This window comes from Pantoea sp. T14, from assembly GCF_036663535.1.
Taxonomy (GTDB): domain Bacteria; phylum Pseudomonadota; class Gammaproteobacteria; order Enterobacterales; family Enterobacteriaceae; genus Pantoea; species Pantoea phytostimulans.
Window position 1 is genome coordinate 104,425 of sequence record NZ_JAWUEB010000025.1, and the last position, 17,268, is coordinate 121,692.

General features: G+C 48.2%; 15 protein-coding genes. 7 read left to right on the top strand and 8 right to left on the bottom strand.

Annotated features, from left to right (window positions below; translation table 11 throughout):
- Positions 1–232: 232 nt before the first annotated feature.
- From SC127_RS13290 to map, 3 genes are all read left to right on the top strand, one after another.
- Positions 233–2,419 (top strand): TonB-dependent siderophore receptor, encoded by a 2,187-nt coding sequence (locus SC127_RS13290; protein WP_332626882.1) that lies wholly within the window; start codon positions 233–235, stop codon positions 2,417–2,419.
- Positions 2,420–2,682: 263 nt separating this feature from the next.
- Positions 2,683–2,925: a ParD-like family protein gene (locus SC127_RS13295; RefSeq protein WP_215848456.1), complete on the top strand. Its 243-nt coding sequence runs from the start codon at positions 2,683–2,685 to the stop codon at positions 2,923–2,925.
- Positions 2,925–3,710 carry a type I methionyl aminopeptidase gene (gene map, locus SC127_RS13300; protein WP_215848457.1) on the top strand — a complete coding sequence of 262 codons (786 nt, stop codon included), beginning with the start codon at positions 2,925–2,927 and terminating at the stop codon, positions 3,708–3,710. Before SC127_RS13295 ends, map begins: the two co-directional genes overlap by 1 nt.
- Positions 3,711–3,756: 46 nt before the next feature.
- On the opposite strand, the gene SC127_RS13305 is transcribed toward map, so the two are convergent.
- The 4 genes from SC127_RS13305 to SC127_RS13320 form a co-directional block, all read right to left on the bottom strand.
- Positions 3,757–4,827: a diguanylate cyclase gene (locus SC127_RS13305; protein WP_332626883.1), complete on the bottom strand. Its 1,071-nt coding sequence runs from the start codon at positions 4,825–4,827 to the stop codon at positions 3,757–3,759.
- A gap of 663 nt (positions 4,828–5,490) precedes the next feature.
- Positions 5,491–6,798, bottom strand: a complete 1,308-nt coding sequence (locus tag SC127_RS13310) for an MFS transporter (protein ID WP_243079351.1) — start codon at positions 6,796–6,798, stop codon at positions 5,491–5,493.
- 77 nt (positions 6,799–6,875) lie between these two features.
- Entirely contained in the window at positions 6,876–7,823 is a 948-nt protein-coding gene (locus SC127_RS13315) for a 2-hydroxyacid dehydrogenase (protein WP_332626884.1), read from the bottom strand.
- A gap of 151 nt (positions 7,824–7,974) precedes the next feature.
- Entirely contained in the window at positions 7,975–8,967 is a 993-nt protein-coding gene (locus SC127_RS13320) for a LacI family DNA-binding transcriptional regulator (RefSeq protein WP_332627044.1), read from the bottom strand.
- Between the two features lie 230 nt (positions 8,968–9,197).
- Between SC127_RS13320 and idnO the strand changes: the two genes are divergently transcribed.
- Positions 9,198–9,962 (top strand): gluconate 5-dehydrogenase, encoded by a 765-nt coding sequence (idnO, locus tag SC127_RS13325; protein ID WP_332626885.1) that lies wholly within the window; start codon positions 9,198–9,200, stop codon positions 9,960–9,962.
- Positions 9,963–9,983: 21 nt separating this feature from the next.
- Positions 9,984–10,520, top strand: a complete 537-nt coding sequence (locus SC127_RS13330) for a gluconokinase (protein WP_332626886.1) — start codon at positions 9,984–9,986, stop codon at positions 10,518–10,520.
- 48 nt (positions 10,521–10,568) lie between these two features.
- Here the strand turns inward: SC127_RS13330 and SC127_RS13335 are convergent, their stop codons facing one another.
- The 3 genes from SC127_RS13335 to SC127_RS13345 are packed head-to-tail and all read right to left on the bottom strand — an operon-like array spanning position 10,569 to position 14,221.
- The gene (locus SC127_RS13335; RefSeq protein WP_332626887.1) at positions 10,569–11,966 is read right to left on the bottom strand and encodes a cytochrome c; all 1,398 of its coding nucleotides are present in this window, start codon (positions 11,964–11,966) and stop codon (positions 10,569–10,571) included.
- Positions 11,963–13,621, bottom strand: a complete 1,659-nt coding sequence (locus SC127_RS13340; RefSeq protein WP_243079346.1) for a GMC family oxidoreductase — start codon at positions 13,619–13,621, stop codon at positions 11,963–11,965. Before SC127_RS13340 ends, SC127_RS13335 begins: the two co-directional genes overlap by 4 nt.
- Before the next feature lie 33 nt (positions 13,622–13,654).
- Complete coding sequence (locus SC127_RS13345; RefSeq protein ID WP_243079345.1) at positions 13,655–14,221, bottom strand: sorbitol dehydrogenase family protein; 567 nt, start codon at positions 14,219–14,221, stop codon at positions 13,655–13,657.
- Between the two features lie 327 nt (positions 14,222–14,548).
- Here SC127_RS13345 and SC127_RS13350 point away from each other — a divergent pair, with 327 nt between their 5' ends.
- Positions 14,549–15,436, top strand: coding sequence for a siderophore-interacting protein (locus tag SC127_RS13350; protein WP_243079344.1), 888 nt, complete (start codon positions 14,549–14,551; stop codon positions 15,434–15,436).
- Positions 15,437–15,612: 176 nt separating this feature from the next.
- Positions 15,613–16,302, top strand: coding sequence for a RipA family octameric membrane protein (locus tag SC127_RS13355; RefSeq protein WP_442955753.1), 690 nt, complete (start codon positions 15,613–15,615; stop codon positions 16,300–16,302).
- A 58-nt stretch (positions 16,303–16,360) separates the two neighbouring features.
- Here SC127_RS13355 and SC127_RS13360 read toward each other — a convergent pair whose 3' ends face one another.
- Positions 16,361–16,990, bottom strand: coding sequence for an aspartate/glutamate racemase family protein (locus SC127_RS13360; RefSeq protein WP_332626888.1), 630 nt, complete (start codon positions 16,988–16,990; stop codon positions 16,361–16,363).
- Positions 16,991–17,268: the final 278 nt, after the last annotated feature.

Consider the following 17,268-nt stretch of genomic DNA (forward strand, 5'->3'; position numbering starts at 1 on the left):
TGTGACTCCAGACTTAATAGGTCTGGAGTCACAAAGACGCGTTTTAACGTATTTTATTCACCTTATCGACCGATTACCGGCTCAAAATTAGATTGGAGCAGCGTTTTTTTGCTGTTTATTTAACCAATTGTGGAGGAATGTAAAGGTGCTACGCCAATATATACAATGATAACTATTATCATTATCATACGCATTTACTTACAAACGTTAACGTATTAGGGAGATTGATTAAGTGAATGTAACTACGCATGTCCAGAAGCGTCCCATCGCGCTTTTGCTGGCTGGACTGTTGAGCACTTCTGCTTACGGCGCTAATGAAGAAGAAACGGATAAATTGGCTGACGGTGAAACCATGTTAGTCACCGCCGAACAGGAATTAAAACAACAACCTGGCGTCTCAACCATTACGGCGCAGGATATTGAAAAAAGCCCGCCTGTAAATGACCTTTCCGACATCATTCGCAAAATGCCTGGCGTCAATCTTACCGGTAATACGGCTAACGGCAGTCGCGGCAATAATCGCCAAATTGATATTCGCGGGATGGGACCAGAAAATACCTTGATCCTGATCGATGGTGTTCCCGCCTCTTCGCGCAACTCTGTACGTTATAGCTGGCGCGGCGAACGTGATTCCCGCGGCGACACTAACTGGGTGCCGCCAGAAATGGTGGAACGTATTGAAGTCATTCGCGGTCCTGCTGCTGCACGTTACGGTTCTGGCGCAGCGGGCGGCGTCGTTAACATTATTACCAAACGGCCCACTAATGACTGGCATGGATCGTTATCGCTTTACACTAATCAACCGGAAGATGACAAAGAAGGTGCAACGAAACGCGCCAACTTTAATTTGAGCGGCCCGCTGGCAGGCGACGCATTAACGATGCGCTTGTACGGCAACATCAATAAAACCGATGCTGATGCTTTCGACATCAACACCGCAGAAAATGGTTCTGCCGCAGCTGGGCGCGAAGGTGTGCGTAACAAAGATATTAACTCGGTACTTTCGTGGAAAATGACGCCAGAGCAAATTCTGGATTTTAGTTATGGCTATAGCCGACAAGGCAATATCTACGCTGGTGATACGCAATACAGTAACGGTGGCGGCAACGCGCTGATTGAATCTCTGCAAGGTGATGAAACCAATCGCCTTTACCGCCAAAGTTATGGCATCGCGCATAATGGTATTTGGGATTGGGGACAGTCGAAACTGACTTTCAACTACGAAAAAACCAACAATACGCGTTTGCAGGAAGGAACCACCGGCAGCAGTGAAGGCCGCATTAACAGCAATACTTACACCACCAGCCGATTTGAAAGTTACCGCGCTGGCAGCGAAGTCAGTTTCCCGATGGAATTATTGCGGGATCAAACGGTTACTCTCGGTGCTGAATGGAATCGTGATGAGCTTAACGATCCGGCATCCATGCAGGCAACCAACGCATCCGGTGTTGTCATTGGTGACGTAAGCGGCGATGCTTCAGCCCGAAACAGTAAAAACACCGCAACCATCAGTTCACTCTATTTTGAAGACAACATTGCTGCGACTGACAGTACAGAAGTAATCCCCGGCTTGCGCTTTGATTATCACGATAGTTTTGGTGCTAACTGGAGCCCAAGCCTGAATATTTCACAGGGCTTAGGCGATCACTTCACGTTGAAGGCCGGTATTGCACGTGCATTTAAAGCACCCAACCTTTATCAATCCACAGAGGGTTATCTCCTTTCAACGCGCGGCAATGGTTGTCCAATCGGTATCGCTACCGGCAGTTGCTATTTATTGGGTAACGAAGATCTGGATCCTGAAGTTAGCGTAAACAAAGAGTTGGGGATTGAGTTCATCAATGAAGGTTACGTCGCTGGTATTACCTGGTTCCGTAATGATTACAAAAACAAAATTGTCGCCGGTACCGATATCATTGGCTATGCCTCGAATGGTAATAACATTCTGCAGTGGAGCAACGGCGGCAAAGCTGTGGTTGAAGGACTGGAAGGTAACATGACGATCCCGGTCATTCGTGACACGTTGGAATGGCGTACTAACGCAACGTACATGATTCAGTCAAAAGACAAGGATACGGGGAATCCGCTTTCGATCATTCCCGAGTACACCATCAACACCATGTTGGACTGGCAGGTTACGCAAGATTTTTCCAGTAACCTGAACTGGACAATGTATGGTCGTCAAAAGCCGCGTGAATATGCAGAATCACGTACCGAAGCAGGCTCATTATCGACCAAAGAAGTGGGTGCCTATTCTGTTTTCGGTCTGAACTTCAATTACGACCTGACCAAAAATTTGCGGGCTAATGCCGGCATCAGCAACCTGCTGGATAAGCGTATTTATCGCGAAGCGGAAGGTGCTTCAACCTATAATGAGCCCGGTCGCGCATACTATGCTGGCTTAACAATGTCCTTCTGATTACGGGCTATTCTCAAAAAAGCGCTTCTTTATGAGGCGCTTTTTTTATTTAAAACAATTAGATAAGTGTTACTGTGTTTTTGTCGTCGATTTTATCAGGAAGATTCGTAGAGTTTGGCGTGGGTCTTTTCAGATTTAGGTTGTGAACATAATGATTCTAGAGAGCACGCCCTCCTTTAGTGACAACGTCACCTATATTTCCTTTGAAAAATTTCACTCAGCATGCAAATATACAAAGCATATACGTTTCATATAGGCATAATATGGGCATTGTAAAAATTTCCGACCTTATGCATGAGAATTTGCGTATCGCCAGTCAGGCGATGAGTCGCTCCATTAACTCTCAAGCAGAGCATTGGTTGAAGTTGGGCATGATGGCCGAACTCTATCCACAGCTGAATCAGCATGAACTGGCGCAAATGTTAATTCGCGCCGAACTGGATGGCAGTTCAGATATTCGTAACTTAGTCGTTAGCGACAATCTCACTTCACAAGGAGATGTGTAATGAACACAGTAAAAATTCACACGGCACGGGAAATTGAAATGGCGCGTTCAGCGGGTCATGCTGCCGCTAAAGTGCTGGAGATGATCACTCCACACGTCAAACCCGGGATCACGACGGAAGAACTTGACGATATTTGCCATGATTACATCGTCAATGAACTAAAAGTTACGCCCGCGAACATTGGGTATCACGGTTATACCCGTACCACCTGTACTTCGGTTAATCATGTGGTTTGCCATGGCATTCCCGCTGCGAAAAAGCTCAAAGATGGCGACATCGTGAATATTGATGTCGCGATCATCAAAGACGGATGGTATGGCGACACCAGCCGTATGTACTTTGTTGGGCAACCTTCCGTACGCGCCAAACGTCTGGTAGAAATCACCTATCAATCCATGGTTGCGGGCATTAAAACTGTTCGTCCTGGCGCAACCTTAGGGGATATTGGCGCTGCAATCCAACGCGTCGCGGAAGGCGCAGGTTTTTCCGTGGTGCGTGAATATTGCGGACACGGCGTAGGCGAGATTTATCACACCGATCCTCAGGTGCTGCATTACGGCACACCAGGCGAAGGCATGCCGCTTAAAGCAGGGATGATTTTTACTATCGAGCCGATGATCAATGCAGGCAAAGCCGGAACCAGTTTGCTTTCCGATGGCTGGACAGTAGTGACCAAAGACCGTTCACTCTCCGCGCAATGGGAGCATACCGTTGCCGTGACCGAAGACGGTTTTGACCTGTTAACGCCGTGGCCTGAAGGAACCGGCGATTATCCGGCCATTTGATTCTGAGAAAATAAGGCGGAAGCGCCGTAAGCGCTTCCGTTAAAGATTAGTGCTGTGATGTGGATTGCCGTAGCTGAATGCCATTGCGTCCAGCGCGTTTGACCCGATAAAGTGCTTCATCGGTATAACGCAACCATTCATGGATCGAACCCGCCTCTCGTGCCGCAGCGATACCGATGCTCACGGTACATTGATAGTCAGGGGAAGCGGGTAAGCGGATCAGTTCGATCTGATTTTTGATTCGCTCTGCCATGGCAATAATGGTGACATCATCTGCATCCCGAACGATAACACCTAACTCATCGCCGCCAAAACGTGCGGGCACGTCCTTCATTCCGACGTTGTCACGCAGCGATCCCGAAATCTCTGCCAACAAGAAATCTCCCGCTTCATGGCCAAACGTGTCGTTAACATGCTTGAAATGATCAACATCCAGCAGCATTAGATACGCATTACCTTCGCCACGTTTGGTGCGCAGAAACTCGCTTTCGAGACGGTGTTCAAACAGGCGTCGATTAGGAATTTTTAAGCCTGGATCCATTAACGCGATGCGCTCCAGTTCGCTATTTTTTTTCCTTAAACTTAGCGTAAGGTTGTGCGATACCACACTCAGCGCCAGTAAATAACCGGTTGCCAGTGGCAACGTTAACCATACGGTGCGCGTCGAAAATTCCGTTTCTATCGGGGCGCCTTCCAAAGCCCAGACCAAGGCAAAAGCAAACAAAAAAGCCTGAACAGCAGCGATCAACTGTGACCAGCCCCCGGCAGAATAACGGTCAGAAATCAGAACCGCTATAATCACAAATGAAGGCAGCGGACTGAGCGCCATCAGCCCAACCCAGATACCACCAAAAGCGGCATCGAGAGTTAAATTGTTGCGTTCGCGCCCGGTGGTATCCTGTGAATTCAACGCTAAGCGGTAGGCAATATAGGGCCAGGCAAAAGCATTGATGAACAGTAATCCACAGGCACCCAGGCTTTTTCCCTGCTCCATCAAGACGGATAAAATGGGCAGAAAACACAAAAATGTACCCAGTTGGCGCATAGCAAACATGCGACGTACAAAGCGTGTCGAACGCAGCTTTAGATGGTTGTCATCAGGTGAGTAGTAATTCATCAATTAACAGCATCAACGTAGGGTTAAAGCAGTTTATCGAGATTTAACTTAAATAGGGTAATTTTTTGAGACTTTTCAGGTTGAAGTATGATTTTTTTAAATATAAGAAATTCGAATCGTTATGCTCAAGGTGGAAAGCTAACGTATACAACCGCTTCCGATCGCTAATTCTCTTTAGCTAGCGCGGTTTCAACAGAAATAAATTTAACGTTTCTTTATTCCGTTCTGGAAAATGTCAACGCATGCTGTCTCCTGCCATCACGAAACTATTCTGCAAAACAGGCTTAACCAGGACGGTTATCACCTAATACTAACAGTTGACTGCGCAACAGTTAATGCAGGAAATGGTTCATTAGTTTTTATATTTCAATAATAAGCCAAGCGGGATAATGTAATAGCATCCTCATAGCACTGGCATTCGAGCAGAGTGTTGCCATCTTGACTTAAAATCCAATAATAAATTTCTCTCTATTTTTTGGGTTATTGGTCAGCGCTACAGCCGCAGCCCAGGATCAGGCTGCGGCAAACGCCTTTTTTTCTCACGTTTTATGATAAAACAGAGGCTAACTTTCTTTCCGTTAGTGATATTACTCAATAGAAATGAGTATTGCGCTAGCGACTATTACAGCAAAACAATAAGAGTTCTGTTTTAAATTATATATTTTAAACCTGATGCGGCTGACGACGATCCTGTTTTTCACGTTTCGATGATTCATGAAGATCGCATGACGCGGGTAAAGATAGGCTGATCAATCCGGCAATTACTAATGAAGCCGCTAAAGCGCAGACGGCGACATTTTGTCCGTAAAGATAAATCATGATGCCGACCAGATAAGGACCACAAAATCCCCCTAAATTACCTAATCCATTAATGACGCCTCGTGCGCTGCCCGCGACTTCTGGCGAGGCAATACGTCCAGGAATAGACCAGAATGGACTGGTTGCGGCTTTCAGGAAGAATCCACAGACCACCAACGCGATGTAGGCAGCCACGATGTGGTTGCGTAAAATCACTGATGCCAACAGCGCGGCAGCAAAGCAAAACAGTGAAATCATTACCCACATCCGACGTTTACCTGAGCGGTCGCTGAACAGAGAAATAAGGTAAATACCCACCATGGTCGCGACAAAAGGCAGCACCGCCAGCAAGCCTACATTCGCCATATTTGCGCCTGTCAGATTTTTCAAAATACTCGGCAGCCACAAGGTGTAGCCATAATCACCGGTTTGATAGAAGAAATTGAGTGCGACCAGCTTCATCAATCCTTTATTACGAAAAACATCTTTAAGCGGCGCTTTGCTAACGGGTTGTTTGGACTGGCGTGCGGCACGCTCACGGCTAAGCGCTTCAATCAAATATTCTCGTTCACGTTCCGGTAACCATCGAGCTTCTTCTGGTCGGTCACTGATCACTAACAACCACACCAACAACACGACGGCAGAGAGTAAGCCTTCGATGATAAATAACCACCGCCAGTCTGCCATGTTGATGATCATGCCCGAAACAGGTGCCGTTAACATGCCACCCAGCGGCGCAAACATCATGACAAAAGCGTTGGCGCGGCCCAGCTCTTTTTCCGGGAACCAGTTGCTGACCATGGTTAATACCACTGGCAGCATCCCACCTTCAGAAACACCCAAGACAAAGCGTAGCGCCAACAGTTGATAGTGATTGGTCACAAATCCAGTCGCTATTGAAACCACCATCCAGGCTATTAACGACCAGGCGATAAAACGTTTACCACTGCCATTTACCGCAATACGGCCACCGGGCACCTGTAAAAAAAGATAACCGATAAAAAAGATGCCGCTGGCAATGCCCGCCATCTGACTGGTAATGGCAAGGTCCTGCTCCATGCCGCCGGGTAAAGCAAAACTGATATTTACGCGATCCATAAAGGAGATGATGCAGGTAATCAGAATCGGGGCTATCACGCGCAGCCAGCGTGTTCCGGGTATCTTATTGTTCATATCACGCCCTCTGTTTTAAGCAATACGCAGCCTTAACGATGGGCCAGAAGCTCATCGTTATTGCAAAATTGAGTGAGTTAAATTGCGTTTGGTAGAGTTTGCTGCTTGAAGAAGGCATCAACGTTGGCGTAAACCACGTCGCGCATTTTTTGTCGGGTTTCATGGGTAGCGCTGCCGACATGCGGCTGTAAAACCACATTCTCTAACGCTATAAGCTCAGCTGGAACCTGAGGTTCATCTTCAAAAACGTCTAAAGCAGCGCCTGCTATTGATCGGTTTTGCAAGGCAGTGATTAACGCCTTCTCATCCACTAAAGATCCGCGAGCGATATTAATCAGCCAGGCATGTTTCGGCATTGCAGCCATCACAGAATCGTCAATCAGTCCACGCGTCTCTTCACCGCCCGATGCAGCAACCACCAGGAAATCGCTTTCTTGAGCCAATGAAATTAAATTATCTCGGCATACATACGGCAACGCGGGTTTAGCGCTTCGACTGAAATAACTGACTGCCATATCGAAGGCTGCAGCACGCTTAGCAATAGCGCGCCCAATGTTGCCCATCCCGACAATACCGATACGTTTATTACTCACCTGAGTGCCGAGTGGCGGAGCCTGTGTAATCCACTGACCTTGTCGTACAAACTTATCACCGGCAACCAGATTACGCGCCCCGCTTAAAATCAGGCCGAGCGCCATATCCGCGACATCATTGGTCAAAACGCCAGATGTGATAGTGACAGCGATATTATGCTGACGGGTGTAATTCAAATCTACGCCATCCGTTCCAACACCGAAAATAGCGATTAAACCCACATCAGGCAGGTGCTCAAGCACCGCGTTACTTACGCCGACATCGCCACGCGTAACCACCGCGCGGACTGTGCTGCCATGTTGATTAAGCCATGCCAGTGGCTCAGCTTGTTCGTAAAGGCGAAAGACCTCAAAGCTATTGCTCAGCTTTTCCAACAGTGAGTCAAGAACAGGTGCGATTAATAAAACAGTGTGTCGGGTAGATGAAGTCATTAGCATTCCTCATAACAGTTACGTTCGGCAGATGACCTCTATTAAAGGCGATTTTGAGCTTTTTATTGTGACTAAGGTCACGTCAAATAGTGTTACTAATTCGTGTTACCGATGTCGTGATCTTGCTGACTATTCAGGTAGTTGGAAGGGTTCAGATCGTCGCACCCATCGATAACCGATAATGCAGATCAACCTGCTCAATGGTTGGCTGGTGACGCAGTTTTTTAATCAGAATCTCTGTCGCAATCTTGCCCATTTCAAAACGTGGAGTAATCACGCTCGCCAGCTTTGGCGTTGTTACCTGACCAATTTCTAAACCATGAAAACCCGCAATTGCCATTTTTTCAGGCACGTTGATGCCTGCTGCCCGGCACTCCTGTAACACACCTACGGCTAAGTCATCATTGGTACAAAGAATGGCGTCCATATCAGGATACATCTGGCGGGCCAGGGTCATCATGCCGGTTCCAATCGACACCGAAGAGACTTTATTCGGCACAATGCGGCCATCAGGTAACGCTGCAGCGCTCATCGCTGCACGGTAGCCTGCGTAACGCTGCTCATCACGAATATCTGACATCGAGCCAAAATAGATAACGCGCTTTTTGCCGCTACCAATCAACATGTTGGTCATATCAAACCCGGCGCGATAATTATCAAAACCCACATTGATACGTCCCGGGGTTTGACTCAGCCCCATCACTTCTGCCACCGGAATGTTAGCGGCTTTTAAATATTTTTCTGCGCGTACGGTATGTGCCGATTCAGTTAACAAAAGTGCTTTAACATTGAAAGCTAATACCGTCGCAATTTGTTCTTCTTCACGCTGGCTATCGTAATCATAATTAACCACCAATGTCTGGTAGCCTTGCGTCGCCGTAACCGATTCTATGCCCGCTAATAAATCAGCAAATATCTGGTTATGAAAAGAGGGAATTAATACGCCAATGCGCGGCATAGCCTGACTTGCCATGGCAGGATTATCAGCATCCGGTTGATACCCGACTTCTTCAATAACGCTGGCGATGCGTTCAGCCGTTTCAGCTTTCACTTTCTCTGGGGTACGTAAATAACGACTTACCGTCATTTTTGTTACACCCGCTAGCGTTGCGATATCGTGTAACGTAATGCGCTGCATTTTCATTGACTCTTTCCGTTGAACGTCCATCCCGTCTGCTTAGTATGCCCGGCGAAACAGCAATATTGAATCCCTGGAAGCCGCGTAATGCGGCGATTTAACTGCAAAATACGCGATGCCTCACAGCAAGTGTAACTGAGTTTTGTAACATCATTTAAAGTGATCTACATCACAGTTTTGTTAGCTGTAAAACCGTGAGATAGCATCATCAATTTCGCAATCAAGGCGAGTTTTCGATGAATACACTTTTCAGTCTGGTAGGTAAACGTATTTTGCTGACTGGTTCAGCGCAGGGGATCGGCTTTGTTATGGCGCGCGGTTTAGCTGAACAAGGGGCGGAGGTGATTATTAATGGCACCCATGCTGAGCGTGCTGAAAACGCGGCAATGAAATTACGCGATGAGGGATTCACTGCCCATATTTCGTTGTTTAATGTTGCCGATGAAGCAGCCGTTGAGCAGGCCATTACGCAGATTGAAAATGATATTGGGCCGATTGACGTATTGTTTAACAATGCCGGCATCCAGCGGCGACATCCCTTTACTGAATTTCCGCTGAACGAATGGAACGATATTATTGCCACCAATCAAACCGGCGTATTCATTGTTTCGCAATGTGTAGCCAAAAGAATGGTGGCACGTAAAAAAGGCAAAATTGTTAATATCTGCTCAATGCAAAGTGAATTAGGCAGAGACACCATTACGCCTTATGCAGCAGCAAAAGGTGCGGTAAAAATGTTAACGCGCGGCATGTGCGTCGAGCTGGCTCGCCATAATATTCAGGTGAATGGCATCGCACCCGGCTATTTCCAAACGCCGATGACGCAAGCACTGGTCGATAACGCTGAATTCTCAGAATGGCTCTGTAAACGTACGCCAGCAGCACGTTGGGGTAATCCTGAAGAACTGGTTGGCGCTGCCGTTTTCCTCTCATCAAAAGCCTCTGATTTTGTTAACGGCCATCTGTTATTTGTAGATGGCGGCATGTTGGCGGCAGTGTGATCTTATTAAGGAGAAACTGAGATGGCAGGACAATGCATTATCGTGATGGGCGTTTCCGGTACAGGTAAATCAACTGTGGGTATGGCGCTGGCAGAAGCAGTCCATGCCAAGTTTATTGACGGTGATGATCTTCACCCGCGTTTTAATATCGTGAAAATGGCAGCAGGCGAAGCATTAAATGATGATGATCGTATGCCTTGGCTTGAGCGGCTCTCTGATGTCATTTTTAGCCTTGACCAGAAAAGTGAATCGGGTGTCCTGGTCTGTTCTGCGTTGAAAAAACGCTATCGCAATAAACTCCGTACGGGAAACCCGAATCTGCGCTTTATCTGGCTTAACGGCGACTATGAATGTGTGCTTGAACGCCTGAAATGCAGACAAGGTCATTTCATGCCTGAAGCGTTACTTTTAAGTCAGTTTGCCACGTTAGAAGCGCCAGATGAGGAGGAGAACGACGTCATATCGATAAATATCGCACCTTCACTCAGCCAAATTGTGAATCAATGCGTAGATATTTTACGTGCGGATACGCCCTTGCCTGCTCGTCTGGCATCTTAATAGTGCGTTTCATGCCTCGTCAGAATGAGGCATGAAAACACCTTTAGTTTATTTAATGTTGCTGCCTCGGCCTCGTCGCCAAAGCACGATAACCACGAGTAGCACCACCATAGCGACGATAATGCCCGGCAAAATCCACGGCTGTGCTTGTGCCAGTACCGGTGGATGCCCACCTTTGCGAATCCAGGCGACATCACCTGCCGTTACGCGAACCTCAGCATTTCCATAATTGTGCAGGACAAAGTTACTGATTTCTGCGATTTGTTGATCTGTCAGCTTATCAACGTAAGAAGGCGAGCTAAAACCCGGCATCAGGACGTCACCGTCTGCGGTTTTACGCTGAACGCCGAACAAAATAGCGGCAATCAGGTTGTTGGGGTTACGCATTCCCGTCGCCGTATTGTGAAACAGAGAAGGATAAGCCTGATTCACACTGCCTGCGCCATCTGGCTGGTGGCAACTGGCGCAATTGCCGCTAAATAAAACATCTCCATTGCTTAAGCTGTGATTAGCATTACTCGGGTTGCGCCCACGAATGCTGTTTTCAACATCCATCGGTTTACCATATTGATAAGCGGGTTGAGTCTCCCCTTCTTCCCGAATGGGAGCCGTGCTTTTCAGGTAAACAGCGATAGCATTGAGATCGCTTTCAGGAAGATATTGCAGGCTATTTTCTACCGCTTCAGCCATGCCGCCTGCGGCCTGATTTTTGCCCTCTGCGCGGCCGGTTTTTAGATACTGGACCAACTCCTGATTCGACCATCCGCCAATGCCGCTAATCGGGTCAGAGGTAATATTTGGCGCATACCAACTGCCAAGCGGTCCACCCGCCAGCGGTTGATCGCTTTTTTCCTGCATCAAGACGCCTCGTGGCGTATGGCATGTATTGCAGTGCGCAAGCCCGTTTACCAGGTAATTACCGCGATTCCATTCTGCGCTTTGGCTGGCATCGTTTTGATAGGGTTCTTTATCCGCAAACAGCAGGTTCCAAAAGGTCATACTGAAACGCAAGTTGAAGGGAAAAGGTAATTCGGTCTGTTGGTTAGCCTGCTCGACCGGTTTCACCCCGTGCATGAAATAGTAATAGAGCGCATGGAGATCCTCATCCGTCATTTTACTGTAAGAGGTATACGGCATAGCGGGATAGAGTTTTGCGCCATCGGCGCGCTCGCCCAAGCGAACAGCATTTGAAAATTCAGCCTCGCTATACTGTCCAATACCGCGCGTGCCGGGGGTGATATTGGTGGAGTAGATCGTTCCCATAGGCGAAGCGATGCCGTAGCCGCCGCTAAATGCATTCTTGCTGCCGGGCGCGGTATGACAAGCCTGGCAGTCGGATGCGATAGCGACCTGTTCGCCTCTGGACAAGAGATCGCTATTGGGGGTTTCAGCCTGCGCACTTAATGTCATCATGGCGGCGAAAGAGGTGATCAGCAGGCGTTTCATGCGAACTCCTTCATGCGCAGGCTGATGTCATGAGCCGCTTTTAAGCCTAATGCCGCCATCGTCAGCGTGCTGTTGACCACGCTGGCAGACGGAATCGCGCCGCCGCCAGGAAGCCAAAGGTTTTCATGGTCAAAGGCCCGACAATTACCATCTACCACGGCATCTTTACCACTTTTCCCCATGATCACGCCGCCCATAATATGGTTATTGGCGTTCAGACCTTGGCTGATCATGAACTCCTTACCATTAAACAATTGCCCGATCTTTTCGAGTTGCACATGTGAGGCTTCGGCACCTTTACGCACATAGTCGCCCACATCGTAATAGATATCGGGGCATGGCAATCCATGCGGGTCTTTACGGGTTTTACTCAGGGTTAAACGGTTTTCAGGATCCGGCAGGGGTTCAAGGCTAATGGAGAGATCAACGCTGTGTACCGCGCGGTAACGTATCTCTTCGTCCAGCTCTTTACCCACTAAACCTTTCGCTAAAGCCTGCTGTGTTGCCGTCACGACGCGCGAGATATTATTCAGAATGACTTTATTGGCTGAATAGTCACGACGGAATTCCCCATCGCGATAGCCCACCATACAGCTGCTTTGAGCGGGTCCACGGCCAAGCCAAACTGGCTCTTTCGTCAAGAAGGAGCAGTGGAAGCCGGAGTGATCCATCATGTTTCGACCAACCATGTCAGAACCATTGGCAATCCCGTTGGGATTAGCGTCATTAGCCGCCATGAGCAGTAAACGCGGCGTCTCAATGCCATTGCAGGCTAATGCAAAAGCGTTAGCCGTGACTTTATGAGAGGCGCCGGTGTTATCCAGCCAGTGAACAGCAGTGATACGGTTGTTATTATCGGTATCCATTTTGTAGACCACCGCTTCTGCCAACACCACCGCTCCTGCACGCTCAGCACGTTCTACATGGTGAATACCGTTGTACATCGCTCCGATGGGGCAGATGGGTTGGCAATTGTTGTTGCCGCAACAGGTGGGACGCCCTTCCCAAGGGCGCGTGCTGCGACCTTGCGGTATCGGCACCAGATTGTACCCATGAGGATTGACCACGCTGGCGAAATAATTATCACCATGAGCAAAGGGCACCATATCCATCGGATAAGGCTGACTACGTTCTACCGGCGATTGTTTGGCAGGATCATTCGGACCAGCCACCCCAATTTCATTTTCCGCTTTGCAATACCAGGGTTCCAGTTCGTCATAACTGATAGGCCAGTCGCGGCCCACCCCATATTTTGACTGCATGACAAAGTCACTTGGGTGATGGCGCCAGCAGGATGCGGCCCAGTGCCACGTTGTTCCACCCACGGTGCGCAAATAGCCTTGTTGGAAGCTCGACGCATTTGGGCCTGTGACATTGACGTAGTTGTTACGCGGAAAATAGAGTGGCGCGGGGGCAAATTTTGACTGCGGATAAAGCCCCTGAAAATCTGATCCTGCACGATTTGCAAAGGGCATGTTGCGCCAGTTCTCTACCGCTTGAGCACGATCAATTCGCAAGCCGGCTTCCAGCACCAGCACAGAGTATCCTTGACTGACTAACTCATTAGCCATCATGCCGCCAACGATACCTGAGCCCACAATAACAATATCTGCTGAGGCGTCGCCTTGAGCAGTAAATACCGGTTGTTTATTCATTTTTTATATTTTCTAAATATGTTTCTAAGGGAGTTAAAGGCTGGCGATCAAACCGTCATTTTCAACGGGAACAGGCGCAGTCCACCACATCGGACCCTTGCTACAATAGGTTGGTACAACCAATCCATCGCGCACGGTTTGGTACATCAGGGCCTGTCTATAGGCGACCAATGTGCCGTGATAATCATCACCTACCGTTCCGGTATACCAGGCTGTAACAATCTGATAGAGAAATTCGTTTAAGCCTGCTTGCGTGGCTTTAGTCATGAACTGCCTGGCATCGATTCCCGCTATCGCTAATCGTTCTAGTTGGGAAATACGGGCGACAAATTGCGGATCGCGTTGAGTAAATACCTCAAGGAAACGTGCTGCCAATGCACTATCGATTTGCTTATGTTCAGTAATCGTTTGTGACACGGTAATGAAGGCTTTCACCGGATCACTGGCGCTGGCGATTGTGGCGGCAAAAGAGATACCCGGTATCGCAGCAATAGCGCCGGTAAGGGTTAATCCAGCAACCGCACAGAGGAATTCTCGACGAGTGGAACCGGTTCCATTTTTATTTAAAGCTGCACTTTTTGTAGCTGATTCGTGCTTCATGGGTTTTCCTGGTTAGAAGGACAAGCTTTGAAAGGTGATGCAGATCACGGATATTACCGCTTCGTTCCTGTTTTTGTTAATGAGATATAGCGAAAAGATGTCGCCATGTTAATAAATTCGCTCTAAATGATAATTTTGTTTCTTAAACGACCGTCTTATGCGGATGTGCATCGAAGCTTGTTCACTTTCTGTTGCGGATATAACACGCTGGCCTAAGCCGTCATCCTGAAATTCGATTGGACAGTGCAAGTAATGGATGATAATAATTCTCGTTTATGACGGGATCAGGCTAGCCCGCCCTTATCTGACGTTTTGGAGAATCACTGCATGGCAGCCGGGTATCGTCTGTTTAACGTTCACTTAGAAAGCAAAACCCTGCTTTCACCTTCAATGCTGCGCTGCGTGTTTGCCGGTTCTGAAATCAGTGAGATGAAACTTGATGGCCCCGATCAACGCATAAAGTTGCTGTTTGCCGCTGAGAACGGTGAATGGACGCGCATGTCTGTGAGCGATACCTGGTACGAAGATTATCTGGCGCTGCCGAGACATTGCCGACCTCTGTTACGCACCTATACCCTGCGCGCCGTATCGCGCGAAAGGCAGCAGGCGGTGGTTGATTTTGTTATGCATGGTGAAACGGGTCCGGCTTCTCGCTGGGCTTATAATGCCCGGCCCGGTGATGAATTGCAGATCGTCGCACCGAATGCGTTGGCCGAAACAGACAGCGGCGGCTATGAATGGCTTCCTCATGAACAGGTTCAGCAAGCTTTACTGATCGCCGATGAAACGGCCCTGCCTGCAGCCATGAGTATTCTGGAGGCGCTTGCACAGCAAACAAGCCCCCCGACAGTTCGGGCATTTTTTGAAGTGCCTTTAAGGGCAGATTGCGTGATGCAGGGCGATTTCCCCTTCGCGGAAATTACGTGGTTACCCCGTGAGGAAACCGGCAGTACCGTTTGGGGAGAACGCTTGCTGGCAGCGATCAGGCAAGACGTGCCGGTTCCTGCGCTTGCCTGCAAACCACAGAATGGCGAGTTGCCTGAAACAGGCGAGGATGAGTTATTGTGGGAACGAGCTGAAGGTAATCAGCCTTTTTACGCCTGGGTTGCTGCTGAATCTTCAGCCGTGAAGCGCCTGCGCCGTTATCTTCTTGATGAGTGCTGTCTTGATCGCAGCACCCTCAACTTTATGGCTTACTGGTCATATCGTGCGTGATAGCCGTTATTGATAGGGCTATAAGCCACGTGATTTTAAGCCAGAGCGGGTGAACTGTCGGTTGTCCCACAAAAATTCAGGAACAAATAACCCTGCTCTCTTTAATACAATTAATTACCTGTTAATTCCTCTGGGGCCGATTAAAATAAGGGAAATTTTTTATTGAGAAATTCATAATGCCAAATATTGATGTGCACAAAGACGATGCGCAATTTATGCGTGATTTACTGGATGAGGACGTGGTGAAAATTGAATCATCCTCCATTCATGCCGACAGAATTCAGCAATCTCTCCACATCGCTATAGCGCAGAAGAATATTGAAATTGAGACAGACTGGAAGCGTTCAACCACCTTTCTGGCTCTTTTCCTGTTTCTTTATGCCGCACTTGGCGCCTCACTTACCCTCGATTTATCTGCAAGCGAAGCGGGTCATAAAAGTATTGAATATGCTTTGCAGGCTATCCCCGTATTGATTGCTTTTTCGGGTTTCTTTATCTCTATTCTTTTCGTGTTTATTAGTCGAGCCAGCGCCCGTAAACAGGTTGACTGGGAAAAAACCATTCATACCTTAGAAAAATACTCTGTGGGAAATTTGTTCAAATTAACCCATTCTCAGGGTGCGGGAACCAGCAACTATTCCCTTCCTTCCATTTATATCTCGCTCGCGTTATTTATCTGCTTAACCTGGATGATCATTTATAACTACCTGACTTTCACCACCAGTGGCGTCTTTGGTAGCGTAATATCTCTGTTCATCAGCACAATGACCTACGTTATCTTGGATATTCAGTTACTGAAGCCTTTTAAGCACGTGGCAGAAACGACGCAGATTGACGCCAAAAAAGAAGATGAAAACCAGGGCTGATCAGATTTGAGTACCTTGCAGAATCGTCAGGCATCATGCTGGCGATTCTGCCACGCTATTAGCGCCCTAACTGGCTGGCAAATAATCCGGCAGCGCGTACCGCATCCACTGCAATCTGGCCAAGTTGCTGATTAATCGCATCAGCAAGACCAATAGTTGAGAAACCGGTGCAAGAGAATGCAATGACTTCAATGCCCTGTCGGTAAAGCTCATCCGCGCAGGCCAGCGCGCTCTGTCGTCCCTGAGATGACAGGAGATCGGTGGTATTTAACACCCCTTCAGGCCGTGCATAGATAACCGACTCGCCGAGCAGCGCTTTGAACGGACGCGGTGCTTCCGCCCCAATTCCCATTACTGCAACGGGGCGTTGTAGCATCGCCGCAATACTGGCGGAGGCGCTACCGGCGCTAATAACCGGTATCGTTACTGTTTTGCGCAGCGCCTCTAATCCCGGATCGGCAGCACAGCTCAGGAAAATGGCATCACATCCTTCCGCCTGAAACTGCTGGCCTAGCGCAATGATTTTCGGCACGGCAATCGCTTCACTGGCGTCGTCAAAAATGCCTTTTGGCTGATCGGGTATGCAACGACTTATCGAATCCAGTCCATATTGCTGGTGAATCAGCCGCCCATGCTCTTCAACAAAATTCTGATCCTGGTGGGTAAGTACCCGAATAATTCCTAACATTTTACAATCCCGTTAAAGCCAATGAGAGAAGGTTGTTAGCAGAACACTGCCGCGATACATATTTAACAAGAAGATATAACGCGTAAAAAAAATACCGTCTACCGACAGTCAAGCACGGGAAATAATAAGCGTTGTTACTCAATGATAAATTCCGATTACCATCTTGGCCTTGACCAATCCGTTGATGTTTTCCTTATTACCGCGTCGGGTTTGCGTGGTTACCACGCTTTTATTCTCTGGCGCAAACTTGAGATGCTGAGCCTGCACTGATAAATGTC

Excerpts from the sequence above, each read along its gene's own strand:
- SC127_RS13295 (WP_215848456.1), top strand. The coding sequence starts at position 2,683 with ATGGGCATTGTAAAAATTTCCGACCTTATGCATGAGAATTTGCGTATC.
- map (WP_215848457.1), top strand. The coding sequence starts at position 2,925 with ATGAACACAGTAAAAATTCACACGGCACGGGAAATTGAAATGGCGCGT.
- SC127_RS13305 (WP_332626883.1), bottom strand. The coding sequence starts at position 4,827 with ATGAATTACTACTCACCTGATGACAACCATCTAAAGCTGCGTTCGACA.
- SC127_RS13310 (WP_243079351.1), bottom strand. The coding sequence starts at position 6,798 with ATGAACAATAAGATACCCGGAACACGCTGGCTGCGCGTGATAGCCCCG.
- SC127_RS13315 (WP_332626884.1), bottom strand. The coding sequence starts at position 7,823 with ATGACTTCATCTACCCGACACACTGTTTTATTAATCGCACCTGTTCTT.
- SC127_RS13320 (WP_332627044.1), bottom strand. The coding sequence starts at position 8,967 with ATGAAAATGCAGCGCATTACGTTACACGATATCGCAACGCTAGCGGGT.
- idnO (WP_332626885.1), top strand. The coding sequence starts at position 9,198 with ATGAATACACTTTTCAGTCTGGTAGGTAAACGTATTTTGCTGACTGGT.
- SC127_RS13330 (WP_332626886.1), top strand. The coding sequence starts at position 9,984 with ATGGCAGGACAATGCATTATCGTGATGGGCGTTTCCGGTACAGGTAAA.
- SC127_RS13335 (WP_332626887.1), bottom strand. The coding sequence starts at position 11,966 with ATGAAACGCCTGCTGATCACCTCTTTCGCCGCCATGATGACATTAAGT.
- SC127_RS13340 (WP_243079346.1), bottom strand. The coding sequence starts at position 13,621 with ATGAATAAACAACCGGTATTTACTGCTCAAGGCGACGCCTCAGCAGAT.
- SC127_RS13345 (WP_243079345.1), bottom strand. The coding sequence starts at position 14,221 with ATGAAGCACGAATCAGCTACAAAAAGTGCAGCTTTAAATAAAAATGGA.
- SC127_RS13350 (WP_243079344.1), top strand. The coding sequence starts at position 14,549 with ATGGCAGCCGGGTATCGTCTGTTTAACGTTCACTTAGAAAGCAAAACC.
- SC127_RS13355 (WP_442955753.1), top strand. The coding sequence starts at position 15,613 with ATGCCAAATATTGATGTGCACAAAGACGATGCGCAATTTATGCGTGAT.
- SC127_RS13360 (WP_332626888.1), bottom strand. The coding sequence starts at position 16,990 with ATGTTAGGAATTATTCGGGTACTTACCCACCAGGATCAGAATTTTGTT.